Source organism: Roseicyclus amphidinii (assembly GCF_030163755.1).
GTDB lineage: Bacteria > Pseudomonadota > Alphaproteobacteria > Rhodobacterales > Rhodobacteraceae > Roseicyclus > Roseicyclus amphidinii.
In genome coordinates this window covers 68,071-91,698 of record NZ_JASJOE010000007.1, presented here as the reverse complement: position 1 = coordinate 91,698, position 23,628 = coordinate 68,071, and the positions used below count along the sequence as shown (strand labels likewise).

Genomic DNA, 23,628 nt, shown 5'->3' with positions numbered 1-23,628 from the left:
TGGGAGGACATGACATGAAACGTCGGACATTCACTTCGCTGGTTGCGGGCATGAGCCTTGCAGCGAGCATGATGGGCACCAGCGCCATGGCGCAGGACAACATGCGCATCGCGCTTGTGGTCAAGGCGCTCGGGATCGGCTTCTTCGAGGCCGCGGCCGAAGGCGCGGAGGAAGCCGCGGCCGAGCTTGGCAACGTCGAGATCATCTACACCGGCCCCACCGACACCACCGCCGAAGGGCAGATCGAGGTGATCAATTCGCTGATCGCCCAGGGCGTCGATGCCATCGCCATCTCGGCCAATGACCCCGATGCCGTGGCGCCGGCCCTGCAGCGCGCCATGCAGCGCGGCATCACCGTCATCTCCTGGGATTCCGGCGTGGCCGAAGAGGGCCGCATGATGCACCTGAACCCCTCGTCCACCGAGTTGATCGGCAACACGATCCTGCGCCTCGCCGCGGATCACATGCCGGACGGAGGTGATGTCGCGTTCCTGTCGGCCTCGGCCACCGCCACCAACCAGAACGCCTGGATCGCAGCCGCCGAAGAGGCCCTGCCGAACTTCCCCGGCATCAACATCGTGGCCACCGTCTATGGCGACGACCTGTCCGACAAATCCTACCGCGAAGCGCAGGGCCTGATGGCATCCTACCCGGATCTGCAGGCCATCATCGCGCCGACGACCGTCGGCATCCTCGCCGCCTGCCAGGCGGTGTCCGACGCCGGCCGTATCGGCGAGATCAACGTGACGGGCCTCGGCCTGCCCTCCGAGATGGCCGGCTGCGTCGAGTCCGGCGCCACCCGGAGCTTTGCAATCTGGAACCCGATCGACCTCGGATACTCCGCGGCGATGATCGCGCATGCCCTTGCATCGGGCGAAGCGACGGCCGAGCCGGGCGCGGAAATCCCGATGGGCCGCATGGGCTCGGTGACGCTCGACGACGCAACGACCGCGGCGATGTCGGATCCGTTCACCTACGACGCCTCCAACGTGGCCGATTTCGCGGACATCTTCTGATCCCGCTTGTCCGGCGCGGTCTTCGCATCGCGCCGGACGCTTTCCCGACACGAGGGCGCACCATGCTGATGCAGGCCGATCACATGCCGAGCACATCGGGCACGCAGGGCACGCAGGGCGATATCCCGGTGCTTGCGCTCAACGGCGTGACCAAGACGTTTCCCGGTGTCACCGCCCTGTCGCAGGTTTCGTTGCAGCTGTTCGCCGGAAAGGTCACGGCGCTGATCGGCGAAAACGGCGCGGGGAAATCGACGGTCGTCAAGATCCTGACGGGCATCTATCAGCCCGATGGCGGCACGCTCGAGGTGGACGGGGCATCGGTGCGCTTTGCCACCGCGCAGGCGGCCGGCGATGCCGGTGTGACGGCGATCCACCAGGAGACGGTGCTGTTCGACGAGTTGTCGGTGGCCGAAAACATCTTTCTCGGCCATGCGCCCCGCGGACGGTTCGGCCTGATCGACACCAACGCGATGATCGAAAGGGCCCGCGAGATCCTCGCGGGGATCGGCGCGAACATCGACCCGCGCACGAGGCTCAGGGATCTCGGGATTGCCAGCAAGCATCTTGTGGCGATTGCGCGCGCATTGTCCATCGACGCACGCGTCGTCATCATGGATGAGCCCACGGCCGCCCTGAGCCAGAAGGAGATCGAGGAGCTTTACGAGCTTGTCGAGACGTTGAAGGCGCAGGGAAAGGCCATCCTCTTCATCAGCCACAAGTTCGACGAAATCTTCCGCATCGCCGACAACTACACGGTCTTCCGCGACGGCGCGCTTGTCGGCAGCGGGGCGATCGCCGACGTGACCGAGGCCGAGGTGGTGAAGATGATGGTGGGACGGGATGTCAGCCAGATCTTTCCCGACCGCGAGCGCAACATCGGCGCGCAGATCCTCGTGGTCGACGGCTACGAGCACCCGACCGAGTTTGCCGAGATCAGCTTTACCTTGCGCCGCGGCGAGATCCTGGGCTTCTACGGGCTGGTCGGGGCGGGCAGATCCGAACTCATGCAGGCCCTGTTCGGCATCACACGGCCCTCCGGCGGAACGGTCCTGATCGACGCGGAGCCCGTGACCATCCGGTCCCCTGCCGACGCGGTGGCCAAGGGGATCGTCTACGTGCCCGAAGACCGCGGCACGCAAGGCGCGATCACGGCCCTGCCGATTTTTCAGAACGTGACGCTTCCGTCACTGGGGCGCACCTCGCGCAATGGGTTCCTGCAGCTCGCCGAGGAATTCAGGCTGGCGCGCGAGTACACCCGGCGGCTGGACCTGCGCGCGGCGTCGCTCGACACGACCGTCGGCAACCTGTCCGGCGGCAACCAGCAGAAGGTGGTGATCGCCAAGTGGCTGGCCACGCAGCCCAAGGTCATCATCCTCGACGAACCCACCAAGGGCATCGACATCGGATCGAAGGCCGCCGTCCACGACTTCATGGCGGAACTCGCCGCGCAGGGGTTGGCGGTCATCATGGTCAGTTCGGAAATCCCCGAGGTGCTCGGCATGTCCGACCGCGTCATCGTGATGCGCGAAGGGCTCATCGCGGCCGAGCTGACCGGCGACGCGCTGACGCCCGAAACCCTTGTGCGTCACGCCGCAGGCATTTGAAGGAGGGGCCGATGTCCAGACATGTCCTGATGTCCCGCGAGGTTCTGTTGAGCGGCGCGATCCTCGTGCTGCTGGCGCTCATCGCCTCGCGCTTTCCCGCGTTCATCACACCCGCCAACCTCGCCAACGTGTTCAACGACACCGCGCCGCTGATCCTGCTGGCGATCGGCCAGATGATCGTGATCCTGACGCGCTGCATCGATCTGAGCGTGGCGGCCAACCTGGCGTTGACGGGTATGGTCGTGGCCATGATCAACGTGGCGCTGCCGGGGTTGCCGGTGCCGGTGATCATCGCCTGCGCCATCGGGATCGGTGCCCTGCTGGGCATGTTCAACGGCATCCTCGTGTGGAAACTCGAGATCCCGCCCATCGTCGTGACCCTCGGGACGATGACGATCTTCCGCGGGACCATCTTCCTTCTGTCGGACGGCCAGTGGGTCAACAGCCACGAGTTGAGCGACCCGTTCAAGGCCTTTCCGCGGGCCGAGTTCCTTGGGCTGCCGGTGATGAGCTGGATCACCATCGCGGCCGTCCTGTTCTTCAGCCTCGTGATGAGCCGCACGACACTGGGCCGGGCCTTTTACGCGGCGGGCGGCAACCCGCATGCCGCGACCTATGCCGGCATCGACGTGGGCAAGACCCAATTCTGGGCCTTCACGATTTCGGGCGCGCTTGCGGGGCTGACCGGTTATCTGTGGGTGTCGCGCTTCGCGGTCGCCTTCGTCGATCTTGCGGGGGGCTTCGAGCTGAATGTCGTGGCCGCCTGCGTGATCGGGGGCGTCGCCATCATGGGCGGCATCGGCACCGTGGCCGGAGCGATGCTGGGGGCGCTGTTCCTCGGCATCATCGGCAACGCCCTTCCCGTCGTCGACATCTCGCCGTTCTGGCAACTGGCGATTTCTGGCGCAGCGATCATCATAGCGGTCGCCCTCAACACCCAGGCCAACCGCACCAAAGGCCGGATCATTCTGAAACGCGCGGAGCATGCGTCATGACCGACACCACACGGGTCATCCCGGACCGCCTGCAATCGCCGCTGCAACGGCGCGTGAAAAGCTGGGAGTCGCTTCTGCTGGCGGTGGCCGTTGCGATCTTCATCGTCAACAGCTTCATGTCGCCGTATTTCCTGAACGCGTGGAACCTCAGCGACATGACGTTCAACTTCACCGAAAAGGCGATGATCGCCTTTGCCATGGCGCTGTTGATCATCGCGGGTGAGATCGACCTGTCCGTGGCCTCGATCATCGCGCTGGCCTCCACCGCAATGGGCGCGGCGGTTCAGGTCGGCGTCGGGACGCCGGGCCTGGTGCTGATCGGGCTGGGGGTCGGGCTGCTGTGCGGGGCGTTCAACGGCGTCCTCGTCACCCGGCTGGGCCTGCCGTCCATCGTCGTGACCATCGGCACGATGAGCCTGTTTCGCGGCATCAGCTACATCGTCCTCGGGGACCAGGCCTATCGCGGCTACCCGGCCGACTTCGCCTTTTTCGGGCAGGGTTACGTGTTCTGGGTCATCTCGTTCGAGCTTGTGCTCTTCGCGGTGCTCGCGCTGATCTACTTCGTGCTGCTGCACAAGACCAACTTTGGCCGCGCGGTCTATGCCATCGGCAACAATCCCGTCGGGGCGGAGTTCTCGGGCATTCGCGTTGCGCGGGTCAAGTTCATCCTGTTCCTGCTCACGGGCCTGATGTCCGGGGTCGCCGCGATCTGCCTGACCTCGCGGCTTGCGTCGACCCGCCCCTCCATCGCGGTGGGCTGGGAACTGGAGATCGTGACCATGGTGGTTCTCGGCGGCGTCAGCATCCTCGGCGGGGCGGGCTCGATCCCCGGCGTGGTCATCGCCGCCTTCGTGATGGGGCTCGTGACCTTCGGCCTCGGGCTTCTGAATGTCCCCGGCATCGTGATGTCGATCGTGATCGGCGCGCTGCTGATCGGGGTGATCGCGCTCCCGCGCCTTTGGGACAAGTGGCGCGCACATGCCGCGAAAGGATAACCCGCCGTGCAGAAACATGCGTTCAAGATGCGCCTCAATCCCGGCGCCGCCGAGGACTACAAGACCCGCCATGACGAGATCTGGCCCGAGCTGGTGGCCCTTCTGAAGGACGCGGGCGTGTCGGATTATTCGATCCATCTCGACGCGGAGACCAACACCCTCTTCGGGGTGCTGTGGCGCACCGACGATCACGGGATGGATGATCTGCCGAACCACGAGATCATGCAGCGATGGTGGGCGCACATGGCCGACATCATGGAGGTCCATGATGACAACGAACCGGTCTCGGTTCCCCTTTCGACGGTCTTTCACATGCCATGACCCAGGGGCACATCGCCGTCATCGACATCGGGAAAACGAACGCCAAGCTGGCGCTCGTCCGCATGTCGGACCTTGCCGAGATCGCGGTGGTCACCCGGCCGAACACAGTTGTCCCCGGCCCACCCTACCCGCATTTCGACGTGGAGGGTCACTGGAGCTTCCTGCTGGACGGGCTCGGGCGGTTTCACGCCCGGCACGGTGTCTCGGCGATCACGGTGACCACCCATGGCGCGGCCGCCGCCCTGATCGCCGAGGAGGGCACGCTGGCCGCCCCCATCCTCGATTACGAGCATGCCGGACCGGACCGGGTCCGCGATGCCTATGACGCGATCCGCCCACCGTTCCGCGAGACCGGATCGCCACGGCTGGCCATGGGGCTCAACCTCGGCGCGCAGCTCCATTGGCAGTTCCACAGGGATCCGGGCCTGCGCGACCGGGTGTGGCGCGTGGTGACCTATCCGCAGTTCTGGGCGCATCGCCTCACCGGCGTCGTTGCAACGGACGTGACGTCGCTGGGATGCCATACGGACCTGTGGAACCCGTTTTCCGGCACGTTTTCCACGCTGCCGGATGCGCTGGGCATCGCGGACAGGATCGCCCCGCCAAGGAAACCCGGCGACGTGCTGGGGACCATCCTGCCGGAGATTGCCGCGCGGACCGGCCTTGCCCCGGACACGCCCGTTTTTTGCGGCATCCACGATTCCAACGCATCTCTGCTGCCGCATCTCATGACGCTGCACGCGCCGTTCAGCGTGGTCTCGACAGGCACCTGGGTCATTGCCATGGCGGTCGGCGGCGCGCCGGTCACTCTCGACCCGGAGCGGGATACGTTGGTCAATGTGAATGCCTTGGGACAAGCCGTTGCATCGGCGCGCTTCATGGGAGGGCGGGAACACGACCTTGCGCTCGGCGCGGCGCGAACCGAGCCCGACGCGGCGCAGATCCGCGAGGTGCTGACCGGGCGCATCATGCTGTTCCCCGCACTTGTGCCCGAGACCGGCCCCTATGCCGGTGCCAAGGCAGCTTGGTCCGGTCCGGAACCTGCGCAGGGTTCGGGACAACGGTCGGCGGCCGTAGGCTTTTACCTTGCCCTCGTGACAGCCCGTTGCCTCGAGCTTATCGGCCACCAGGGGATCATCGTGGTAGAAGGGCCCTTTGCCCGCAACCGGCCGTATCTGTGGATGCTCGCAGAAGCCACCGCATCGCCCGTGCGCGCCATGACCAGCGCGACGGGAACCAGCCAGGGGGCGGCCTTGCTCGCCACAGCGGATGCCCCCGGGGATCAAGACATCCCGACCCTTCCCGCCCCCGACCCGGAAACGCGCGGCCTGCTGTCGTCCTATGCCCGCGCGTGGCAAAGGCACGTCGCGGCGAGGTAGGACGATGCGAACGGAGTGCGCCGTCCGGCGGGCGGTTGGATGCCACGCGCGGAAGGCGTTCGGGGCACGGGGGGTCAAGAGCGCAGCGGCCCCGGCATCATTCAGGGGGAAAGAGGAACCGTATCGCGCCACCATGTCAGTTTGACGGGGCGTCGCGCCTCGCACAGGCCCGGCATCGCTGAGGGATCGCGTGAGAAAGCCCGCCCCGGTGGCATCACGACCGAATCGTTCGGGCCGGTCCCGAGCGACAGACCGCGCTTGGCCCTGCACGGCCGGAGGCCGCTCACGCAGCCGGACCGCCGAGGACAACAAGACAGGCTCACCATCGCTCGATCCGACCGGAAGCCTGCGACTGTGGCCGGGCGCGATATCACGGCCTGTGCAGCCCGCCATAATGTGCTGTGCGCCAAGCCCCGGCTTGATCTCTCCTCCGAGGAGGTTTCCGGCACAAGGGTTGGGACCGCCAAGACATCGAGCGGGCCACACCGCGCATGCATGAACCACACGACGCCGCAGGTCGCGCGTGCCCCGCGTCCCGACCTGTCGGTCGCCAAGGCAGGGCGACATGCCGCCGGACCTCGCAGGCAACGTCACGGTGACAAGGCTCAATGTTTGATGGCGGAGACGAAGGGATTCGAACCCTCGAGACGGTTTCCCGCCTACTCCCTTAGCAGGGGAGCGCCTTCGACCACTCGGCCACGTCTCCGCCGACCCGTCTAATGGCCCTGACCAGCGGGGACAAGCCCGAAACGCGTGCTCAGGCGTTGAACAGGAAATGCAGGACGTCGCCGTCCTTGACCTCGTAGCCCTTGCCCTCGACGCGCATCTTGCCCGCGTCCTTGGCACCGGTCTCGCCACCCAGCGACACGTAATCCTCGTAGCCGATGGTCTCGGCCCTGATGAAGCCCCGCTCGAAATCGCCGTGGATGACGCCCGCCGCCTGCGGCGCGAGCGTGCCGCGGCGGATGGTCCAGGCGCGGGCCTCCTTCGGGCCGACGGTGAAATAGGTCTGCAATCCCAGCAACCCGTAGCCCGCACGGATCAGCCGGTCGAGACCCGCTTCCTCCAGCCCCATCTCCTCGAGGAACATCGCGGCTTCCTCGGCGTCGAGCTGGGCGATCTCCTCCTCGATCTGGGCGGAGATGACGACATGCGCCGCCCCCTGCGCGGCGGCCATCTCGGCCACGCGGGCGGAGTGGGCATTGCCCTCGGCGGCCGAGCCCTCGTCGACGTTGCAGACGTAGAGGATCGGCTTCGTGGTCAGAAGCTGAAGCATCTTCCACGCCTTCGCATCCTCGTCGGAGACCTCGACCAATCGCGCCGGCTTGCCCTCCTCCAGCATGGCCTGCGCCTCTTTCAGCAACCGCTCCTGCTGGACCGCTTCCTTGTCGCCGCCGCGCACCTTGCGCACGATATTTTGCAGCCGCTTCTCGATCGATTCGAGATCGGCGAGCATCAGCTCGGTCTCGATCACCTCGGCATCGGCGATGGGATCGACGCGACCGTCGACATGGGTCACGTCGCCATCCTCGAAACAGCGCAGGACATGGGCGATGGCGTCGGTCTCGCGGATATTGGCGAGGAACTGGTTGCCGAGGCCCTCGCCCTTGGACGCGCCCTTCACCAGGCCCGCGATGTCGACGAAGGTCATCCGCGCCGGGATCACCTGTTTCGACCTGGCGATGCCCGCGAGCTTGTCCAACCGCGCGTCGGGCACGGCCACGTCGCCCACGTTGGGCTCGATGGTGCAGAAGGGGAAATTGGCGGCCTGCGCCGCCGCCGTCCGCGTCAGCGCGTTGAACAAGGTGGACTTGCCCACGTTCGGCAGCCCCACGATCCCGACCTTGAAACCCATTGCCCACTCCGTCCGAAGGGAATTCGCCCCCCTTTACGGCGGGCGTGGACGGGGGGCAACCTGCCGTGATATGCATGGGGCCGTGCAACGGGAGGAAACTCATGCGAGTCATCCCCTATCTTTTCTTTCCCGGAACCTGCCGCGAGGCGATCACCTGGTATGCCGAGGTGCTGGGGGCCGACCCGCCCCACTTCATGACGCTCGCCGACATGCCCGAGGCCGACCAGGCCGCGATGTCCGGCATGCCGGAAGACGCTGTGATGAACGTGGCGCTGGTGACGGGCGACCTCAACATCATGGCATCGGACTCGGGCCCCGACGACACCGCGCCGATGGCGGGGGTTTCGATCCACCTCGGGCTGGATAGCGTCGCCGAGGCGCTCCGCGTCTTCGATGCCTTCGCGGCCGACGGCGAGGTCGGAATGCCGATGGCGGCAACCTTCTGGACCCCCGCCTTCGGCACGGTGCGCGACCGGTTCGGAGTGCGCTGGATGGTTTCGGTCGAAGAGGGGGTCGCGTAGCCCCGCGCCCCATTGATTTCCCCGCCCCTTTCCCGCAAACCCGTGCGGACCGAGGGACAGGGACCAGACATGACTCGTATCGACGACACCTTCGCACGGCTGAAGGCCGAGGGGAAAAAGGCCTTCGTGGCCTATGTCATGGCGGGCGACCCGGATTACGAGACTTCGCTTGCCGTGGTGAAGGCGCTGCCGGGCGCGGGCGTCGACATCATTGAGCTGGGGATGCCCTTCACCGACCCGATGGCCGACGGCCCGACGATCCAGCTGGCCGGCCAGCGCGCGCTCGAGGGCGGGCAGACGCTGGACCTGACGCTCCAGATCGCGCGCGAGCTGCGCAAGGACGACCAGACCACGCCCATCGTGATGATGGGCTATTACAACCCGATCTATTCGCGCGGCGTCGACACCTTCCTTGCCCAGGCGCTCGAGGCCGGGATCGACGGTCTGATCGTCGTGGACCTGCCTCCCGAAGAGGATGACGAGCTGTGCATCCCGGCGCAGAAGGCGGGGCTGAACTTCATCCGGCTGGCGACCCCCACCACCGATGACAAGCGCCTGCCCAAGGTGCTGCAGAACACCAGCGGTTTCGTCTACTACGTCTCGATCACCGGCATCACGGGTGCCGCCGAGGCCGACGCGGCGCAGGTCGCCCCCGAGGTCGCGCGGATCAAGTCGCAGACCGACCTGCCGGTGATCGTGGGCTTCGGCATCAAGACCCCCGGTGCCGCCGAAAGCATCGCCGCCATCGCGGATGGTTGCGTCGTCGGCTCGGCCATCGTCTCCGAGATCGCGGCGGGCAAATCGGTCGATGACGTTGCCGCCTTCGTCAAAGGGCTGGCCGACGGGGCACATCGCGCCTGAGCGGGGTGGTCGGGTCTAGCCGTCCTCGGTCAGGAAGCGGCGGTTGACCCAGCCCAGCTGCTGCCCCTCGTAGATCACCACGCACCAGGCGGAATAGCCGTTCAACCGCTGCTGCGCCGCCTCGCTCAACGCGAAATACTGCTCGCGCGTGACCGTCGGCACGCAGGTGCCCAATTGCAGCCCCCGCGCGTTGTGCGGCAGAGCCGAGATCACGAAATACCCGGTGCCGGGGCCTACGCGCACGTTCAGCACGTCCGAGGCGGACACCCCAGTGACGCGCCATGCGTCGGGGCCATCGGCGGTGGCATGGGCCGGAGCTGTAAATGCCGCAGAGGCAAGGGCCGCGGCGGCGAAGGCGGAAAGGGCAAACAGGCGCATCGCATCATCTCCCGTGCTCGAGCTGGACTGCCCGCAAGGGTGCCATCGCCTGTCCCGGTCCGACAATGGCGGGTTTACCGCATGAACTTGCGCCGGGCCTCCTCGGCGATGGAGAGCTTCATCTGCACCTCGGCGATCCCGGCCATGGCCGCGCGCCTGGCCTCATCCCCCTCGGCCACAGCATAGGCCGCCTTGGCCGCGGCGAGGGCCTTGCGCAGCTGCACCTCCTCGGGCAGCGCGCCGTGTTCGGCCATGATGCGGTAGCCCACCGCCTCGCCTGGATCGACGAAGGCCGCCTCGAGGTGGCGAGGCAAGGGCTTTCCCTCGCCCGCGAGGCCCGAGAGTTTCCCCTCGGCCCGGGCCTTGAGCATGCGGCGTTCCGCGAGGCGTTCGAACCAATGCGACATCGCCCGATCATAGCACACCCCCCGGCCCCGTGGCAGAGGGGGCGTTCGGACATCTCGAGATGTCCGGCGCGAAAAACTGCAGTTTTTCGTCCCGCAAAACTGCAGTTTTGCGCCAGCCCCCTAGCCGATCGCCGCCAACCGCTCCAGTGCTGCCCGGATCTTGCCCTCTTCCTCTTCTCGCGCGGCAAGGTTCTCGCGGGTTTCCTCCACGACCTCCTCGGGCGCGCTTTCGACGAACTTGGGGTTCTTCAGCCGTCCGCGCAGCCCGCCCAGCTCCTTGCCGAGCTTCTCCAGCACCTTCTCGAGCCGCGCCTTCTCCTCGGCCACGTCGATCAGCTCCGCGATGGGCAGGCCGAAGACCGCGCCTTCGACGGCAACGGTGACAGCCCCCTTGGGCATCTCGTCCACGCGCGTGACCTCGGAGAGCCGCGCCAGCCGCTCGATCATCGCGGCGTTGCGGTCAAAGGCCGCCTGCCCCTTCTCGTCCAGCTCCACCTGCATCAGATGCACCTTGAGCCCCGCGGGCACATGCATCTGCTGACGGACCGAGCGGACCTCTTCGATCAGGGCGATAACCCAGCCCATCTCGCGGTCAGCCTCGGCGTCGATCAACTCGTCGCCGTAGGTCGGCCAGTCGGCATGGACCAGCATGGTGTCGCGCGGCGCGATCTCGCCCCACAGCTCTTCGGTGATGAAGGGCATGGTGGGGTGCAACAGGATCAGGCATTGGTCGATGACCCAGGCCATCGTCGCGCGGGTTTCCGCGATCACGGCCTCGTCGCCCGAGGCGAAGAGCGGCTTGGCGAACTCCAGGTACCAGTCGCAGACCTTGCCCCAGACGAAGGCGTAAAGCCCGTTCGCCGCATCGTTGAAGCGGTAGGCCGACAGCGCCTCGTCATGCGCCATGCGGGCGCGGGCGGTCTCGCCCACAATCCACTTGTTGACGGTCTGGCTGACCGAGGCGGGATCGAACCCCGCGACCGGCTTGCAATCGTTCATCTCGGCGAAGCGCGCGGCATTCCACAGCTTCGTGCCGAAGTTGCGATAGCCCGCGATGCGGTCCTTCGACAGCTTCAGGTCACGGCCCATCGCGGCCATGCTGGTCAAGGTGAAGCGCAGCGCATCCGCGCCGAATTCCTCGATCAGCTCCAGCGGGTCGAGCACGTTGCCGATGGACTTCGACATCTTCCGCCCCTTCTCGTCGCGGACGAGGGCGTGGACATAGACATCGCGGAAGGGCACGTCGCCCACGACGGCGAGCTGCATCATCATCATCCGGGCGACCCAGAAGAAGATGATGTCGAAGCCCGAGACAAGGGTCGAGGTCGGGAAATACCGCTTCAGCTCCGGCGTGTCCTCGGGCCAGCCAAGTGTCCCGATGGGCCAAAGGCCCGAGGAGAACCAGGTATCGAGGACGTCGGGGTCGCGCCAGACCGGGTAGATCAGCCTGGTCGGATCGCCGCTCATCTCGTAGGCGGCAAGGCTCTCGGCCAGCGCATGCGCGGCCGCTTCGCGGTCGGCGACCTCGGTGACATTGGCGTGGTTCAGCGGCGTGGGCAGCCCCGCCAGCACATCGGCGAACTGGCCGGCAACGCCCGCGAAATCGGCGGCGCAATGGTGGCGCTCGTCGCCCTTCAGCAGGGTCTGAGCGTTCAGCAGGCGACCCATCTCGACCATGTCGAGCGCGCCGTCGCCTTCGTCATCCTTGAACCCATGCGCGCCCAGGTCGAACCCGTACCACACCGGGATCTGGTGCCCCCACCACAGCTGGCGCGAGATCGTCCAGGGCTCGATGTTCTCGAGCCAGTGGAAATACACCTTGCGGTGCTGTTCCGGCATGATCCGGGTGCGCCCGTCGCGCACGGCATCGAGCGCGGGGCCGACGATCTTGGCGGTGTCGACGAACCACTGGTCGGTCAGCATCGGCTCGATCACGACCTTGGAGCGGTCGCCATAGGGCTGGGTGATCGTCTTGGCCTCGACCAAGGGAACCAGCGCATCCGCGCCCTCTTCGCCCGGTTTCACGGCGGGTTTGCCCAACCGCGGATCTTCCGCGCGGGTCATCACGGCCAGCCCCTCGGCGGTGATCTCCTCGACGACACGGCTCCGCGCCTCGAACCGGTCGAGCCCGCGCAGATGGTCGGGAACAAGGTTCAGCGCATCGGCCTCGGTCTCGGTCAGGGTCCGGTCGCCATTGGCGACAGCCTGCGCCACCGCGGCGGCCTCGGCATAGGGCGCGCCGTCGTCGCGCAGATGCGCGCGGGTGTCCATCAGCCGGTAGCAGGGGATGCCGCCACGCTTGGCGACACCGTAGTCGTTGAAGTCATGCGCCCCGGTGATCTTGACCGCGCCCGAGCCGAAATCGGGATCGGGGTAGTCGTCGGTGATGATCGGGATAAGGCGGCGATGCTCCTTCGGCCCCACCGGGATTTCGCAGAGCAGGCCGACGATGGGCGCATACCGCTCATCCGAGGGATGCACCGCGACCGCGCCGTCGCCCAGCATGGTCTCGGGGCGGGTGGTGGCGATCGAGATGTAATCCCGCGTCTCGCGCAGGGTCACATTCCCGTCTTCATCCTTCTCGACATACTCATAGGTCTGGCCACCGGCGAGCGGATACTTGAAATGCCACATGTGGCCCGCGGTATCGATGTTCTCGACCTCGAGATCGCTGATCGCCGTCTCGAAATGCGGGTCCCAGTTCACCAGCCGCTTGCCGCGGTAGATGTAGCCCTTCTCGTACATGTCCACGAAGACCTTGATCACGGCGTCGTGGAAGTTGCCCTCTTCGCCCGCGGGCGCGCCCTCGGCGCCCGACATGGTAAAGGCCTCGCGCGACCAGTCGCAGGACGCGCCGAGGCGCTTGAGCTGCTGGCGGATCGTGCCGCCCGATTTCTGCTTCCACGCCCAGACGTGGGACAGGAATTCCTCCCGTGTCATGTCGCGGCGCGACTTGCCTTCCTTGGCCAGTTCCCGCTCGACGACCATCTGCGTGGCGATCCCCGCGTGATCGGTGCCCGGTTGCCACAGCGTGTCGAAGCCGCGCATCCGGTGCCAGCGGACCAGCACGTCCTGCAGCGTGTTGTTGAAGGCATGGCCGACGTGCAGCACCCCGGTCACGTTCGGCGGCGGGATCATGATGGCATAGGGCTCGGCCCCCGGCGCGGCGCTCGCGCCCGCCTTGAAGCAACCTTTCGCTTCCCAGTCGGCATAGATGCGCGCCTCGGCGGCGGCGGCGTCAAAGCTCTTGTCCATGGGTCTGCGCCTCTCGTCTCAGGGTCCGGGTGTCAGTTACCGAATGCGCCGCCCAAGGGAAAGGGGGGCGGGCGAAAGCCTTTCAAGGCTTTCGCGGAGGTCCTTGCAAGGACCTCCGGGCCGCGACGCGGCCTCGTGAGAGCCTTGCAAGGCTCTCAACCGGATTTTGCAAAATCCGGCAGCGCCAGCACCGCACGTGCCGTGGCCTCGATGGAGGCCACGTCCAACGCGCCCGCCTCGAGGCGGGCGATGACCGGGCTGCCATCCTCTCGGCGCAACCGGCCATAGGCCGGGTCGTAATGCGCCTCGATCAGGCCGCGGGCCAGCGCCTCGGTCTCGCCGGCCTCCAGCAGGCCGAGCCAGCCGTCCACCGTGGCGTGCCCCGCGAGCGCGCGCAGCCCGTTCAGGCGGCGCGTCAGCCCGCCCCGGTCCGCGACAAGCCCGGCATACTGCCGCGCAAGATACCGCGCGCGCGCCTCGGGCGCGGCCTCCAGCACGATGCGGGGCGCGTCCCGCATCGCCACCCAAAGCGCAGGCGGAAGCCGCAGCGCGCCGATGCGCGCCGATTCCGCCTCGACCAGCAGGGGGCGGGCGGGGTCCAGCCCTTCCAGCGCCGCGACCAGCGCACTCTCGAAGCCCTTCTGCGCGGGCTGCGCCCCGTCGATGTCGCCAAGGATCGAGCCGCGATGCCGCGCCAGCCCCTCGAGGTCCAGCACCTGCCCCCCCAGCGCCCCCACGCGCTTCAGGACATCCGTTTTCGCCGTCCCGGTGAACCCGTCCAGCCGGATCACGCGACACGGCAGTTCCGCATCGTAAAGCCGGGCCACGACATGCCGCCGCCACGTCCGGTAGCCGCCGTCCAGCACCTCGGCCCGCCAGCCGATCTGTTGCAGGATCGAGGTGAAAGACCCCGACCGTTGCCCGCCGCGCCAGCAATAGACCAGCGGCCGCCAGCCGCCGCCCTCGCCCATCAGCCGTTCCTCGATGTGCCGCGCGGCGTTGCGCGCGACCAGCGCCGCGCCGATCTTGCGCGCCCGAAAGGGGCTGTCCTGCACGTAGATCGTGCCGACCTCGGCGCGCTCGGCATCCGACAGGACGGGCATGGAGACCGCGCCAGGCAGGTGATCCTCGGCGAACTCCGACGGGCTGCGCACGTCGAGGATCGCGTCGAAGCCTGCGGCGCGGAGAGCGGAAAGAACGGTGAAACGGTGGGCCATTGCGCCCGCTTAGGCGAGAACATGCGGCGCGTCAAAGCCCGGCCCGCCCGGCGAAACCCCGCCGCCCGCAAAACTGCCCCGTCGCCGCGACGGAAACCGGTGCTAGCTGCGTGAAACACCGCCATTTGATCACGAGGACACTGCGCAGATGCCGACCAAACACACATCCCGCCGCGGCTTCGTCGCAGGAACGCTGGGCGCGCTGGGGCTGTCATCGCTGGGCAAGGCGGCCATCGCCGCCGAACCGACACCCCCCGCCATGGAGGGGCCGTTTTACCCCGCACCCGCGATGCGACGGCCCGACATCGACAACGATCTCGTGCGCATCATCGGCATGGTCGAGGAGGCGGGCGGCGAGGTCTTCACGCTGCGCGGTCGCGTGCTGGACCGCGACGGCGCGCCCTTGGGCGGCCGCCGGATCGAGATCTGGCAATGCGACATGAACGGAAAATACATGCACCCCGGCGACCGTCAGGCCATCGCCTTCGACAGCGGCTTCCAGGGCTTCGGCCATGACATCACCGGCCCCGACGGCAGCTACAGCTTCCGCACGATCAAGCCCGTGACCTACCCCGGCCGCACGCCGCATATCCACGTCAAGCTGTTCGAGGGTGACCGCGAGGTCCTGACCTCGCAATTCTACATCGCGGGCCACCCCGCCAACGACCGCGACCGGCTCTACAACCGGATGTCGGAGGCCGAGGCGCGGGCCGTGTCCATGGTTTTCGCGCAGACCGACAGCGGCGAAGAAGCGGTGGTCGATGTCGTGATCTAGACAGCACCCCGGCGCGCCCACATGCGGCGCGCCGGGGCCTTGCCTCACAATTCGCCGTTCATCGCGCGAAAGCGCTGGATCAGGCTCGAGGTGTCCCAACGCCCGCCGCCCAGCTGCTGCACCTCCGCGTAGAACTGGTCGACGATGGCGGTGACCGGCAGCGAGACGCCCAGCTCCTTCGCCTGCCCGATGGCGATGCCGAGGTCCTTGCGCATCCAGTCGACGGCGAAGCCGTGGTTGAACTCGTTGTCCACCATAGTGCCCGCGCGGTTCTGCAACTGCCACGAGCCGCCCGCCCCCTGGCTGACCAGCCCGGCCACCGCCTTGGGGTCGAGCCCGGCCTTCATGGCGAAATACAGCCCCTCGGACATCGCCTGCACCAGCCCTGCGATGCAGATCTGGTTGACCATCTTGGTCAGCTGGCCCGCGCCCACCTCGCCGAAGCGGATCGTGGCCTTGGAATAGGCGGCGACGACCGGCTCGGCGGCGGCGAAATGCGCCTCCGCCCCGCCGCACATGATCGCAAGCTGGCCGTTCTCGGCCCCGGCCTGCCCGCCCGACACGGGCGCGTCGACATAGCCCACGCCCTTCTCGGCGGCCTCGGCGGCCAGTTCCCGCGTCACGGTCGCCGACACCGTGGTGTGGTCCACGAAGATCGCGCCCTCGCCCATCCCCGCCAGCGCCCCGTCCTCGCCGAGGACGACCGAGCGCAGATCGTCGTCATTGCCGACGCAGGCCATGACGAAATCGCAGCCCTCCGCCGCCTCGCGCGGGGTGGCGGCCCATGCCCCGCCGTTCTTCTCGGCCCAGGCCTCGGCCTTGGCCGTGGTGCGGTTGTAGACCGTCACCTCGTGGCCCGCGTTTTTCAGATGCGCCGCCATCGGCGCGCCCATCACGCCCAGCCCCAGAAATGCGAGTTTTGCCATCATCCACCCCTTTGTTGTCGTGTCCCGTGGTCGCGCGAGACCCTAGCAGCCGCAAGGCGACTGTCCAGCGGCAGAGGGTGCATGGACGCATCGTTGCATTTGCATTAAAATCCGCACCAAGCATAAGGAGGAACCGAATGGCCAAGGCCTTCGCATCGGCAGGCGACCTGACCGAAAAGGAAATCAGCTTCACCCGGATCGGCGAAGGTCTCTATGCCTTCACCGCCCAAGGCGACCCGAATTCCGGCGTCATCATCGGCGACGACAGCGTGATGATCGTCGAGGCACAGGCCACCCCGCGCCTTGCGCGCAAAGTGATCGACTGCGTGCGGTCCGTCACCGACAAGCCGATCTCGCATCTCGTGCTGACCCATTACCACGCCGTCCGCGTTCTGGGCGCGTCGGCCTATGGCGCGGGGCAGGTCATCATGTCCGACACCGCGCGAGCCATGGTGGTCGAGCGCGGGCAGGAGGATTGGGACAGCGAATTCGCCCGCTTCCCGCGGCTCTTCCAGGGGCACGAGGAAATCCCCGGCCTGACATGGCCCACAACGACCTTCTCCGAAAGCATGACGGTGTATCTGGGCAACCGCCGCGTCGACATCTTCGTGCCGGGGCGCGCGCATACGGCGGGGGATGCCGTGATCTGGGTGCCGGATGAAGAGGTGATGTTCACCGGTGACATCGTCGAATACCACTCGGCCTGCTATTGCGGCGACGGGCATTTCGCCGATTGGGGCGACACGCTCGACGTGATCGCGGGCTTCCAGCCCCGCGCCATCGCGCCGGGGCGCGGCGACGCGCTGATCGGCGGGGACGTGGAGCTGGCCATCGAAAGCACCCGCGATTTCGTGCAATCGACCTACGAGCCCGTCGCCCGCGTCGCGGCCCGCGGCGGTTCCCTCAAGGAGGCCATGGCCGCCGCCCGCGCGGTCTGCGACCCCAAGTTCGGCGATTTCGCCATCTACGAGCATTGCCTGCCCTTCAACATCGCCCGCGCCTATGACGAGGCCCGCGGCCTCGACCATCCGCGCATCTGGACCGCCGAGCGCGACGCCGAGATGTGGGCGGCGCTGCAGGAGTGACAAACCGTGAGGATCGAAAGCCGAGTAGCCAGTGGTGACCACAAAGGGGACGTTCAAATCCCCCACAAAGGGAAAGACGGCTTCTACGTCGTCAGCGTCTCCAAGTTCGAGGAAGACTACATTCGGGTTCCGGACTTGGAGAGCGTCGCAAACGCCTTGGCAGCCGGGTTGCGGGTCCGGATGAAAGCCGAAGCCCAGCCTGTAGCGGGGCTCGTTTCGCCCGAGTCGATCACGATCAATGGGTTGAGCGTCATCGCGTGGGCCAAGGCCAACAGGAATAAGAAGGAAGGAAGCTCGTCTTGACCTACCAGGACCGCTACCCCCTCGCCTTCCGCCTCTACCCCTACGCCCGCTCGGCCGATCAGGGCGCGGACCAACCCGCCCATCACCCCGTCACCATCGTCGGCGGCGGGCCGGTGGGCATGGCGACGGGCCTCGACCTTGCGTTGCGCGGCGTGCCGGTGCTGGTGCTGGACGACCACGAGGGCGTCGGCCAAGGCAGCCGCGCGATCTGTTTCGCCAAGCGCACGCTCGAGATCGCGCACAGGCTGGGATGCGGGCCGCAGATGCTGGACAAGGGCGTGGTCTGGAACCGCGGCCGCGTGTTCCACGACCGGGACGAGGTGTTCAGCTTCGATCTTCTACCAGAAGACGGCCACCGCTACCCGGCCTTCATCAACCTGCAACAGAACCTGTTCGAACGCTTCCTTGTCGAGGCCGTCAACGACGCCAGGGCCAAGGGTGCCCCCATCGAGATCCGCGGCCGCAACCGCCTGACGGCGATGGAGGCGGGCGCGGAGGCCGTGACCCTCCACCTCGACACGCCCGACGGGCCCTACACGATCACGACCGACTGGCTGATCGCCTGCGACGGAGCGAAATCGCCGATCCGCGAGATGATGGGGCTGGGCTTCGAGGGGCGCGTCTTCGAGGACAACTTCCTGATCGCCGACGTGAAGATGACCGCCGATTTCCCGACCGAACGCTGGTTCTGGTTCGAACCGTGGTTCAAGTCGGGAGCATCGGCGCTCCTGCACAAGCAGCCCGACGACATCTGGCGCATCGACTTCCAGCTCGGCTGGGACATCGACCGCAAGGCCGAGCTGGAGCCCGCCCGCATCCGCCGCCGCGTCGACCAGATGCTCGGGCCGGACGTGGAGTACGAGCTGGACTGGACCTCGATCTACACCTTCCAGTGCCGCCGGATGGAACGCTTCCGCCATGGCCGCGTGATCTTTGCCGGCGATGCCGCGCATCAGGTCAGCCCCTTCGGCGCGCGGGGGGCGAATTCGGGCATTCAGGACGCCGACAACCTCGGCTGGAAACTGGCGGGCGTGATCCGGGGCGACTACCCCGACACCCTCCTCGACAGTTACGACGCCGAGCGCATCCATGCCGCCGACGAGAACATCCGCAACTCGACCCGCTCGACGGATTTCATAACGCCCAAGACACCGCAATCCCGCGTCTTCCGCGACGCTGTGCTGCATCTGGCGGCCCACGCGCCCTTTGCGCGCCCTATGGTGAACTCCGGCCGCCTCTCGGTGCCCGCGGTCTATGACGGCTCGCCGCTGGTGACGCCCGACGCCCTGCCGGGCGGGCCCGCGCGCAGCCGCCCCGGCGCGGCCTGCCCGGATGCGCGCCTGTCGGACGGAAGCCACCTGCTCGATCATCTCGGGCAGGGCTTCGCCGTCCTGAACCTCGGCGCGACCCTGCCGCCCCTTCCCCGCGACCTGCCGGTGTTCAGCTTCGACCCCAAGGCCGAGCCGCTCCTCGCCGAGCGTTACCTCGGGCAGGCCGAGCGCGCGCTCTACCTGGTCCGGCCCGACCAGCACGTCGCCGCCCGCTGGGCCGCCTGCGACGCCGGGAAACTGGCCCGCGCGCGCGCCCGCGCCGAAGGGAGGGATACCTGATGGCCCATCTGACGCTCGAGCCGAACCTGCCCGCCCCCGACGACGCCTACGAGGCACTGATCGCCGCCCATGACGGGCTGACGCGCGAGGAGAGCGAGGCGCTGAACGCGCGGCTCATCCTGATCCTGATGAACCAAATCGGCGACCTGCAGGTGATCCGCGAAGCCCTGGCGGCGGCGAAACGGTAGGCCGGGCTTCAGCCCGGCACCGGTCACGTCGACACGACCGCCCGCAGCCGCCGGACCTCGGCCAGCGCGCTCATCGCCGCCAGCGCCGAGCTGCGCGGGTTGCCCGGCAGGGCCGACCCCGTGATCTCGAAGCGGAAGCGGCCAAAGGCCCCTTCGGCCTCGATCTCGTGCTGGTTGCCCGCCGCCCCCGGATCGGCCACCAGCCGCGCCCGCGTCTGATCGAAGCCCATCCCGGCGAGCGCCACCGCGGCGGCGACATTCGCGTTCTTCGGATACCGCAGCGCGGCCGCGCGCGCGCTGCCCTCGAAATGCACCGCCGACGCGGTGAGCCGCGACAGGTCCAGCACCTCTTCCGCCGGTGACCCCGCCCAGCCCGCAGGCGGCTTCGTCCCGGTGTAGCGCACAGCCTGCAGCCCGCCCGCCGCCCCGGCCCGCAGTGCATCCAGCGCGCCGATGGCCCCGCTTGCGAGATGCAGCCGCGCGCCACCCGCCTCGGCCGCCTCGGCCAGCGCGGCGGCAAGCCCCGCGTCTGCCAGCGCCCCCAGCGACAGGGTCACAACGTCGATCCCCGCAGCCAGCGCATCCGGCCCATGGGCCGCGAGGCCCGAATGCCCCGCGCAATCCACCAGATGCGTGATGCCCGCGGGCAGGCCCGCGACCGAGCGGGCGACCGGCACATCGGACATGTCGCGGGTGCGCAGGATCACTGCCGCGGGCGCCAGCCCGTCGCGCCTCAGCCCCTCGATCACCCAGGCCCCGATGGCCCCTGCTCCGATCACCGCCACCTGCATCGCCTCGCCCCTCCGCTCTTGCCATTTCCCGTGAGGGCCACAGTATCAGCCGCGGGTGAAAAGACGACAGGGGCACGCGAGATGAACAAGCCAGCCAGCCAGATGATCGGGGCCGCGATCCCGCGGCGCGAGGACCCCGCCCTCCTGAAGGGGCAGGGCCGCTACACCGCCGACATCGCGCTGAACCAGCCGCTCCACATCGCCTTCCTGCGCAGCCCCGTGGCCGCCGGCCGCATCGCCGGGATCGACATCTCCGAGGCCCTCGCCGCCCCCGGCGTCCATGCCGTCCTCACCGGTGCCGACCTGCCGCCCACCACCTCGCCCGACGTGCTGCCGGTGCTCGAGATCGAGGGCACGCTTCCCTACCCGATGCTCGCGCGCGAGCGCGTGACCTGCGTGGGTGAACCCGTCGCCGCCGTCTTCGCCGACAGCCCGGCGCGCGCCGCCGATGCGGTCGACCTGATCGCCCTCGACATCGAGGACGAGGACCTGCCCGAACCCCGCCGCATCGCGCAGCGCCGCTGGCAATCGGGCAATGCCCGACAGGCCTTTGACCACGCCGCCCATGTCGTCGAGGTCGAGACGATCCACCCCCGCGTGGCCCCCTCGCCGATGGAGCCGCGCGGCGTCGCCATCCGCTACGACGCCGAGACGGATGGCGTGACCATCTTCCAGTCCACCCAGACGCCGCATCGCACCAAGACCGACCTGATGCGCGTGCTGCAGCTGGACCCCGACCGCATCCGCATCGTCGCCCCCGATGTCGGCGGCGGCTTCGGGATGAAGGGCTTCGCCTATCCCGAAGAGCTCTTCGCCACTTGGGCCGCGCTGCAGCTCAAGCGCGACGTGCGCTGGATCGCCACCCGGTCCGAGGAATTCCTGTCCGCCGCCCATGGACGCGGCCTGAGTTCGCGCGGGCGGCTGGCGCTGGATGCCGAGGGGCGGTTCCTTGCGCTCGAGGCGCGGATCGACGCGCCGGTCGGCAACTGGATCGCGGCCACCGCGCTGATGCCCGCCTTCAACGCAGGCCGCATCCTCCCCTCGGGCTACGTCATCCCCGCACTCGACATCGAAACGCAGGTCCACAGCCACCCGACCCCGCCCGTCGGCATCTACCGCGGCGCGGGGCGGCCCGAGGCGAACGTGATCCTCGAGCGCCTGATCGACGAGGCCGCCGCCGTGACGGGCCGCGACCCGCTGGAGCTGCGAAAGCAGAACCTCGTCCCGGTCTCGGCGATGCCGCATGACACCGCGACCGGCAACCACCTCGACTCGGGCGACTACGCCGCAGCCCTCGACGCCTTCGCCGCCGCCGCCGACCTCGACGCTCTGCGCGCGCGCCGCGATGCGATCCGGGACGCAGGCGGCATCGCCGGCCTCGGCCTCGCCTTCTACGTCGATCCCTCCGCGGCGGGCTGGGAATACGCGCGCGTCACGCTGAACGCGGACGGCACGGCGCATATCGCCACGGGCGCGACCCAGCAGGGCCATGGCCGCCTGACGGCCTTTTCCCAGATCGCCGCCGATGCGCTGGGGCTTCCTATGGAGGCCGTCACGCTGGACGCGGGCGACACCGGCACCGTGGCCGAGGGCGTCGGCGCAGTCGGCAGCCGCGCCACCGCCATCGGCGGCAGCGCCCTTCTGGAGGCTTGCGCCAAGGCCAAGGCGATGGTCGAGGGGGGTGCCCCCCTGCCGGTGACCGCCGAAAGCAAGTACGAGGTGGCGGGGCAGGCCTGGGCCTTCGGCGCCTATGCGGCGCTCGTCGAGATCGACCCCGAGACGGGCACCCCGCGCCTGCTCAGGGCGCATGCCCATGACGACACCGGCGTGATGGTGAACCCCGTTCAGGTCGAGGGCCAGATCCGCGGCGGCTTTGCGCAGGCGGTGGGCGAGACCATGCTCGAGGCCATCGCGCTGGACGCCGACGGGCAGCTTCTGACCGGCAGTTTCATGGATTACGCCATGCCGCGTGCCGATGATCTGCCGCCGCTCGCGCTGTCGCATTCCGAAACGCCCAGCCCGATGAACCCGCTGGGGGCCAAGGGCGTGGGCGAGGCGGCCACCACGGGCGCACCCGCGGCGCTGATCAACGCCATCACCGATGCGTTCCGGCCCACCGGCAAGGCCCCGCCGCAGATGCCGTTCAGCCCGTCACGTATCTGGGACGCGCTGAACGCCTGATCTGAAGCACCCGCTTCAGAAGTCGAAGATCTCGTCGAGAAACGACCCCCGCCGCTTGCGCTTGGGCGCGACATGGTGCGTCTGGGGGTAGGGTTCCGCATCCGGCGCACCTGCGCGGCCCTGCGGGGCCGAGCGTTCGATGATCTTGTCCAGCTCGCCGCGGTCCAGCCAGACGCCCCGGCATTGCGGGCAATAGTCGATCTCGACCCCCTGTCGGTCGGCCATCACGAGCGTGGTTCCGTCGATCGGGCATTGCATGGTGTGGCTCCTTTCATGGTTCCCCCATGACCTAAGCACCCCGAGGCACGACACAAGCGGCGATAGGAAAGACCTATTCCTGCGCCCCGGTCAGGGCCTCGATCTCCTCGGCGATGCGCACCGACCATTCGCCGATGATCGGGATGAACTCGATCTGGCTGAGCACCCAGATTATCAACGACAGAAGCACCGTCGCCCCGATCACCGTGCCCAGCCCCACCGCCATGCCGCTGGCGAAGCGGAACAGCAGCACCCGCGGCACCGACTGGTAGAGCAGGAACATCCGGTGTTCGCGCAGATGCGTCATCTCCTGCCTGAGCGCGCGCAGCTCTTCCTCCAGCGTGCCGGGGGGCCGGGGATCGGGCCGGTCGGGATCAGTCCCCATATTGCGCCACGACGTCGTAGAGCACCGGCTCGAAGGACCGGCACAGCGCCGCGATGCGGCGGTTGCGCACGCGCATCTCGTCCGAGCGCAGCATCGCCTGGAAATCCTCGCGCCGCTTCCATTGCGAGTAATTGGCGATGCGCGTCTGCGCGTCGTTCACATGCAGACCCGCCCCGATGAAACCGGGCTGGCGCGAGATGAACTCGGCATAGGCCGCCTGCAACTCGTCGAGCAGGTCGGCGCATTGGCCGGGCGTGGTCTCGAAGGTGGTGATGACGGTCTGGGCCGTGCTGTCGGCTGTGATGGCTGGCATGTCGGCATC

General features: G+C 67.9%; 24 protein-coding genes and 1 tRNA gene. 14 read left to right on the top strand and 11 right to left on the bottom strand.

Annotation, left to right across the window (positions count from 1 at the left end):
- Nucleotides 1-50: 50 nt before the first annotated feature.
- The 6 genes from rhaS to QQK83_RS04215 all read left to right on the top strand — a co-directional run bounded on the left by rhaS (nucleotide 51) and on the right by QQK83_RS04215 (nucleotide 6,310).
- Complete coding sequence (gene rhaS / locus QQK83_RS04240; RefSeq protein WP_284261983.1) at nucleotides 51-1,016, top strand: rhamnose ABC transporter substrate-binding protein; 966 nt, start codon at nucleotides 51-53, stop codon at nucleotides 1,014-1,016.
- A gap of 68 nt (nucleotides 1,017-1,084) precedes the next feature.
- Complete coding sequence (locus QQK83_RS04235; protein WP_284262000.1) at nucleotides 1,085-2,620, top strand: sugar ABC transporter ATP-binding protein; 1,536 nt, start codon at nucleotides 1,085-1,087, stop codon at nucleotides 2,618-2,620.
- Nucleotides 2,621-2,631: 11 nt separating this feature from the next.
- A complete protein-coding gene (locus tag QQK83_RS04230) occupies nucleotides 2,632-3,615 on the top strand; it encodes an ABC transporter permease (protein WP_284261982.1) in 984 nt (327 codons plus the stop codon).
- Nucleotides 3,612-4,610, top strand: coding sequence for an ABC transporter permease (locus QQK83_RS04225; protein WP_284261979.1), 999 nt, complete (start codon nucleotides 3,612-3,614; stop codon nucleotides 4,608-4,610). Before QQK83_RS04230 ends, QQK83_RS04225 begins: the two co-directional genes overlap by 4 nt.
- A gap of 6 nt (nucleotides 4,611-4,616) precedes the next feature.
- On the top strand, nucleotides 4,617-4,931 hold the full coding sequence (gene rhaM, locus QQK83_RS04220) for an L-rhamnose mutarotase (RefSeq protein WP_284261977.1): 315 nt from the start codon (nucleotides 4,617-4,619) through the stop codon (nucleotides 4,929-4,931).
- On the top strand, nucleotides 4,928-6,310 hold the full coding sequence (locus QQK83_RS04215) for an FGGY-family carbohydrate kinase (protein ID WP_284261974.1): 1,383 nt from the start codon (nucleotides 4,928-4,930) through the stop codon (nucleotides 6,308-6,310). The genes rhaM and QQK83_RS04215 overlap by 4 nt, the downstream gene beginning before the upstream one ends.
- 616 nt (nucleotides 6,311-6,926) lie before the next feature.
- On the opposite strand, the gene QQK83_RS04210 is transcribed toward QQK83_RS04215, so the two are convergent.
- A tRNA-Ser gene (locus QQK83_RS04210) sits at nucleotides 6,927-7,016 on the bottom strand.
- A gap of 51 nt (nucleotides 7,017-7,067) precedes the next feature.
- Nucleotides 7,068-8,165: a redox-regulated ATPase YchF gene (ychF, locus tag QQK83_RS04205; RefSeq protein WP_284261972.1), complete on the bottom strand. Its 1,098-nt coding sequence runs from the start codon at nucleotides 8,163-8,165 to the stop codon at nucleotides 7,068-7,070.
- Between the two features lie 101 nt (nucleotides 8,166-8,266).
- On the opposite strand from ychF, the gene QQK83_RS04200 reads away from it, so the two are divergent.
- On the top strand, nucleotides 8,267-8,686 hold the full coding sequence (locus QQK83_RS04200; protein ID WP_284261970.1) for a VOC family protein: 420 nt from the start codon (nucleotides 8,267-8,269) through the stop codon (nucleotides 8,684-8,686).
- Between the two features lie 69 nt (nucleotides 8,687-8,755).
- Nucleotides 8,756-9,547 carry a tryptophan synthase subunit alpha gene (gene trpA, locus QQK83_RS04195; RefSeq protein ID WP_284261968.1) on the top strand — a complete coding sequence of 264 codons (792 nt, stop codon included), beginning with the start codon at nucleotides 8,756-8,758 and terminating at the stop codon, nucleotides 9,545-9,547.
- Nucleotides 9,548-9,562: 15 nt separating this feature from the next.
- Here trpA and QQK83_RS04190 read toward each other — a convergent pair whose 3' ends face one another.
- The 4 genes from QQK83_RS04190 to mnmH all read right to left on the bottom strand — a co-directional run bounded on the left by QQK83_RS04190 (nucleotide 9,563) and on the right by mnmH (nucleotide 14,804).
- Nucleotides 9,563-9,925 carry an SH3 domain-containing protein gene (locus tag QQK83_RS04190; RefSeq protein WP_284261966.1) on the bottom strand — a complete coding sequence of 121 codons (363 nt, stop codon included), beginning with the start codon at nucleotides 9,923-9,925 and terminating at the stop codon, nucleotides 9,563-9,565.
- 74 nt (nucleotides 9,926-9,999) lie between these two features.
- Nucleotides 10,000-10,332, bottom strand: a complete 333-nt coding sequence (locus QQK83_RS04185; RefSeq protein ID WP_284261964.1) for a DnaJ family domain-containing protein — start codon at nucleotides 10,330-10,332, stop codon at nucleotides 10,000-10,002.
- 120 nt (nucleotides 10,333-10,452) lie between these two features.
- Entirely contained in the window at nucleotides 10,453-13,587 is a 3,135-nt protein-coding gene (locus QQK83_RS04180; protein WP_284261962.1) for a valine--tRNA ligase, read from the bottom strand.
- A gap of 155 nt (nucleotides 13,588-13,742) precedes the next feature.
- Nucleotides 13,743-14,804: a tRNA 2-selenouridine(34) synthase MnmH gene (gene mnmH / locus QQK83_RS04175; protein WP_284261960.1), complete on the bottom strand. Its 1,062-nt coding sequence runs from the start codon at nucleotides 14,802-14,804 to the stop codon at nucleotides 13,743-13,745.
- 148 nt (nucleotides 14,805-14,952) lie between these two features.
- On the opposite strand from mnmH, the gene QQK83_RS04170 reads away from it, so the two are divergent.
- Nucleotides 14,953-15,579 (top strand): protocatechuate 3,4-dioxygenase, encoded by a 627-nt coding sequence (locus tag QQK83_RS04170; protein WP_284261958.1) that lies wholly within the window; start codon nucleotides 14,953-14,955, stop codon nucleotides 15,577-15,579.
- Nucleotides 15,580-15,623: 44 nt separating this feature from the next.
- Here QQK83_RS04170 and QQK83_RS04165 read toward each other — a convergent pair whose 3' ends face one another.
- Entirely contained in the window at nucleotides 15,624-16,505 is an 882-nt protein-coding gene (locus QQK83_RS04165) for an NAD(P)-dependent oxidoreductase (RefSeq protein WP_284261956.1), read from the bottom strand.
- A 137-nt stretch (nucleotides 16,506-16,642) separates the two neighbouring features.
- Here QQK83_RS04165 and QQK83_RS04160 point away from each other — a divergent pair, with 137 nt between their 5' ends.
- The 4 genes from QQK83_RS04160 to QQK83_RS04145 are packed head-to-tail and all read left to right on the top strand — an operon-like array spanning nucleotide 16,643 to nucleotide 19,691.
- Nucleotides 16,643-17,590 (top strand): MBL fold metallo-hydrolase, encoded by a 948-nt coding sequence (locus QQK83_RS04160; RefSeq protein ID WP_284261954.1) that lies wholly within the window; start codon nucleotides 16,643-16,645, stop codon nucleotides 17,588-17,590.
- 6 nt (nucleotides 17,591-17,596) lie between these two features.
- Nucleotides 17,597-17,893 carry a hypothetical protein gene (locus QQK83_RS04155; protein WP_284261952.1) on the top strand — a complete coding sequence of 99 codons (297 nt, stop codon included), beginning with the start codon at nucleotides 17,597-17,599 and terminating at the stop codon, nucleotides 17,891-17,893.
- Nucleotides 17,890-19,503 (top strand): FAD-dependent oxidoreductase, encoded by a 1,614-nt coding sequence (locus QQK83_RS04150; protein WP_284261950.1) that lies wholly within the window; start codon nucleotides 17,890-17,892, stop codon nucleotides 19,501-19,503. The genes QQK83_RS04155 and QQK83_RS04150 overlap by 4 nt, the downstream gene beginning before the upstream one ends.
- On the top strand, nucleotides 19,503-19,691 hold the full coding sequence (locus QQK83_RS04145; protein WP_284261948.1) for a DUF2783 domain-containing protein: 189 nt from the start codon (nucleotides 19,503-19,505) through the stop codon (nucleotides 19,689-19,691). The genes QQK83_RS04150 and QQK83_RS04145 overlap by 1 nt, the downstream gene beginning before the upstream one ends.
- Before the next feature lie 23 nt (nucleotides 19,692-19,714).
- Here the strand turns inward: QQK83_RS04145 and QQK83_RS04140 are convergent, their stop codons facing one another.
- Entirely contained in the window at nucleotides 19,715-20,482 is a 768-nt protein-coding gene (locus QQK83_RS04140) for an aspartate dehydrogenase (RefSeq protein ID WP_284261946.1), read from the bottom strand.
- Between the two features lie 81 nt (nucleotides 20,483-20,563).
- Between QQK83_RS04140 and QQK83_RS04135 the strand changes: the two genes are divergently transcribed.
- Nucleotides 20,564-22,663: a xanthine dehydrogenase family protein molybdopterin-binding subunit gene (locus tag QQK83_RS04135; protein ID WP_284261944.1), complete on the top strand. Its 2,100-nt coding sequence runs from the start codon at nucleotides 20,564-20,566 to the stop codon at nucleotides 22,661-22,663.
- Nucleotides 22,664-22,678: 15 nt separating this feature from the next.
- Here the strand turns inward: QQK83_RS04135 and QQK83_RS04130 are convergent, their stop codons facing one another.
- From QQK83_RS04130 to QQK83_RS04120, 3 genes are all read right to left on the bottom strand, one after another.
- The gene (locus QQK83_RS04130) at nucleotides 22,679-22,921 is read right to left on the bottom strand and encodes a TFIIB-type zinc ribbon-containing protein (protein ID WP_284261942.1); all 243 of its coding nucleotides are present in this window, start codon (nucleotides 22,919-22,921) and stop codon (nucleotides 22,679-22,681) included.
- 73 nt (nucleotides 22,922-22,994) lie between these two features.
- Nucleotides 22,995-23,306, bottom strand: a complete 312-nt coding sequence (locus QQK83_RS04125; protein WP_284261941.1) for a DUF5665 domain-containing protein — start codon at nucleotides 23,304-23,306, stop codon at nucleotides 22,995-22,997.
- Entirely contained in the window at nucleotides 23,296-23,619 is a 324-nt protein-coding gene (locus QQK83_RS04120; RefSeq protein WP_284261939.1) for an antibiotic biosynthesis monooxygenase family protein, read from the bottom strand. The genes QQK83_RS04125 and QQK83_RS04120 overlap by 11 nt, the downstream gene beginning before the upstream one ends.
- Between the last annotated feature and the right edge of the window lie 9 nt (nucleotides 23,620-23,628).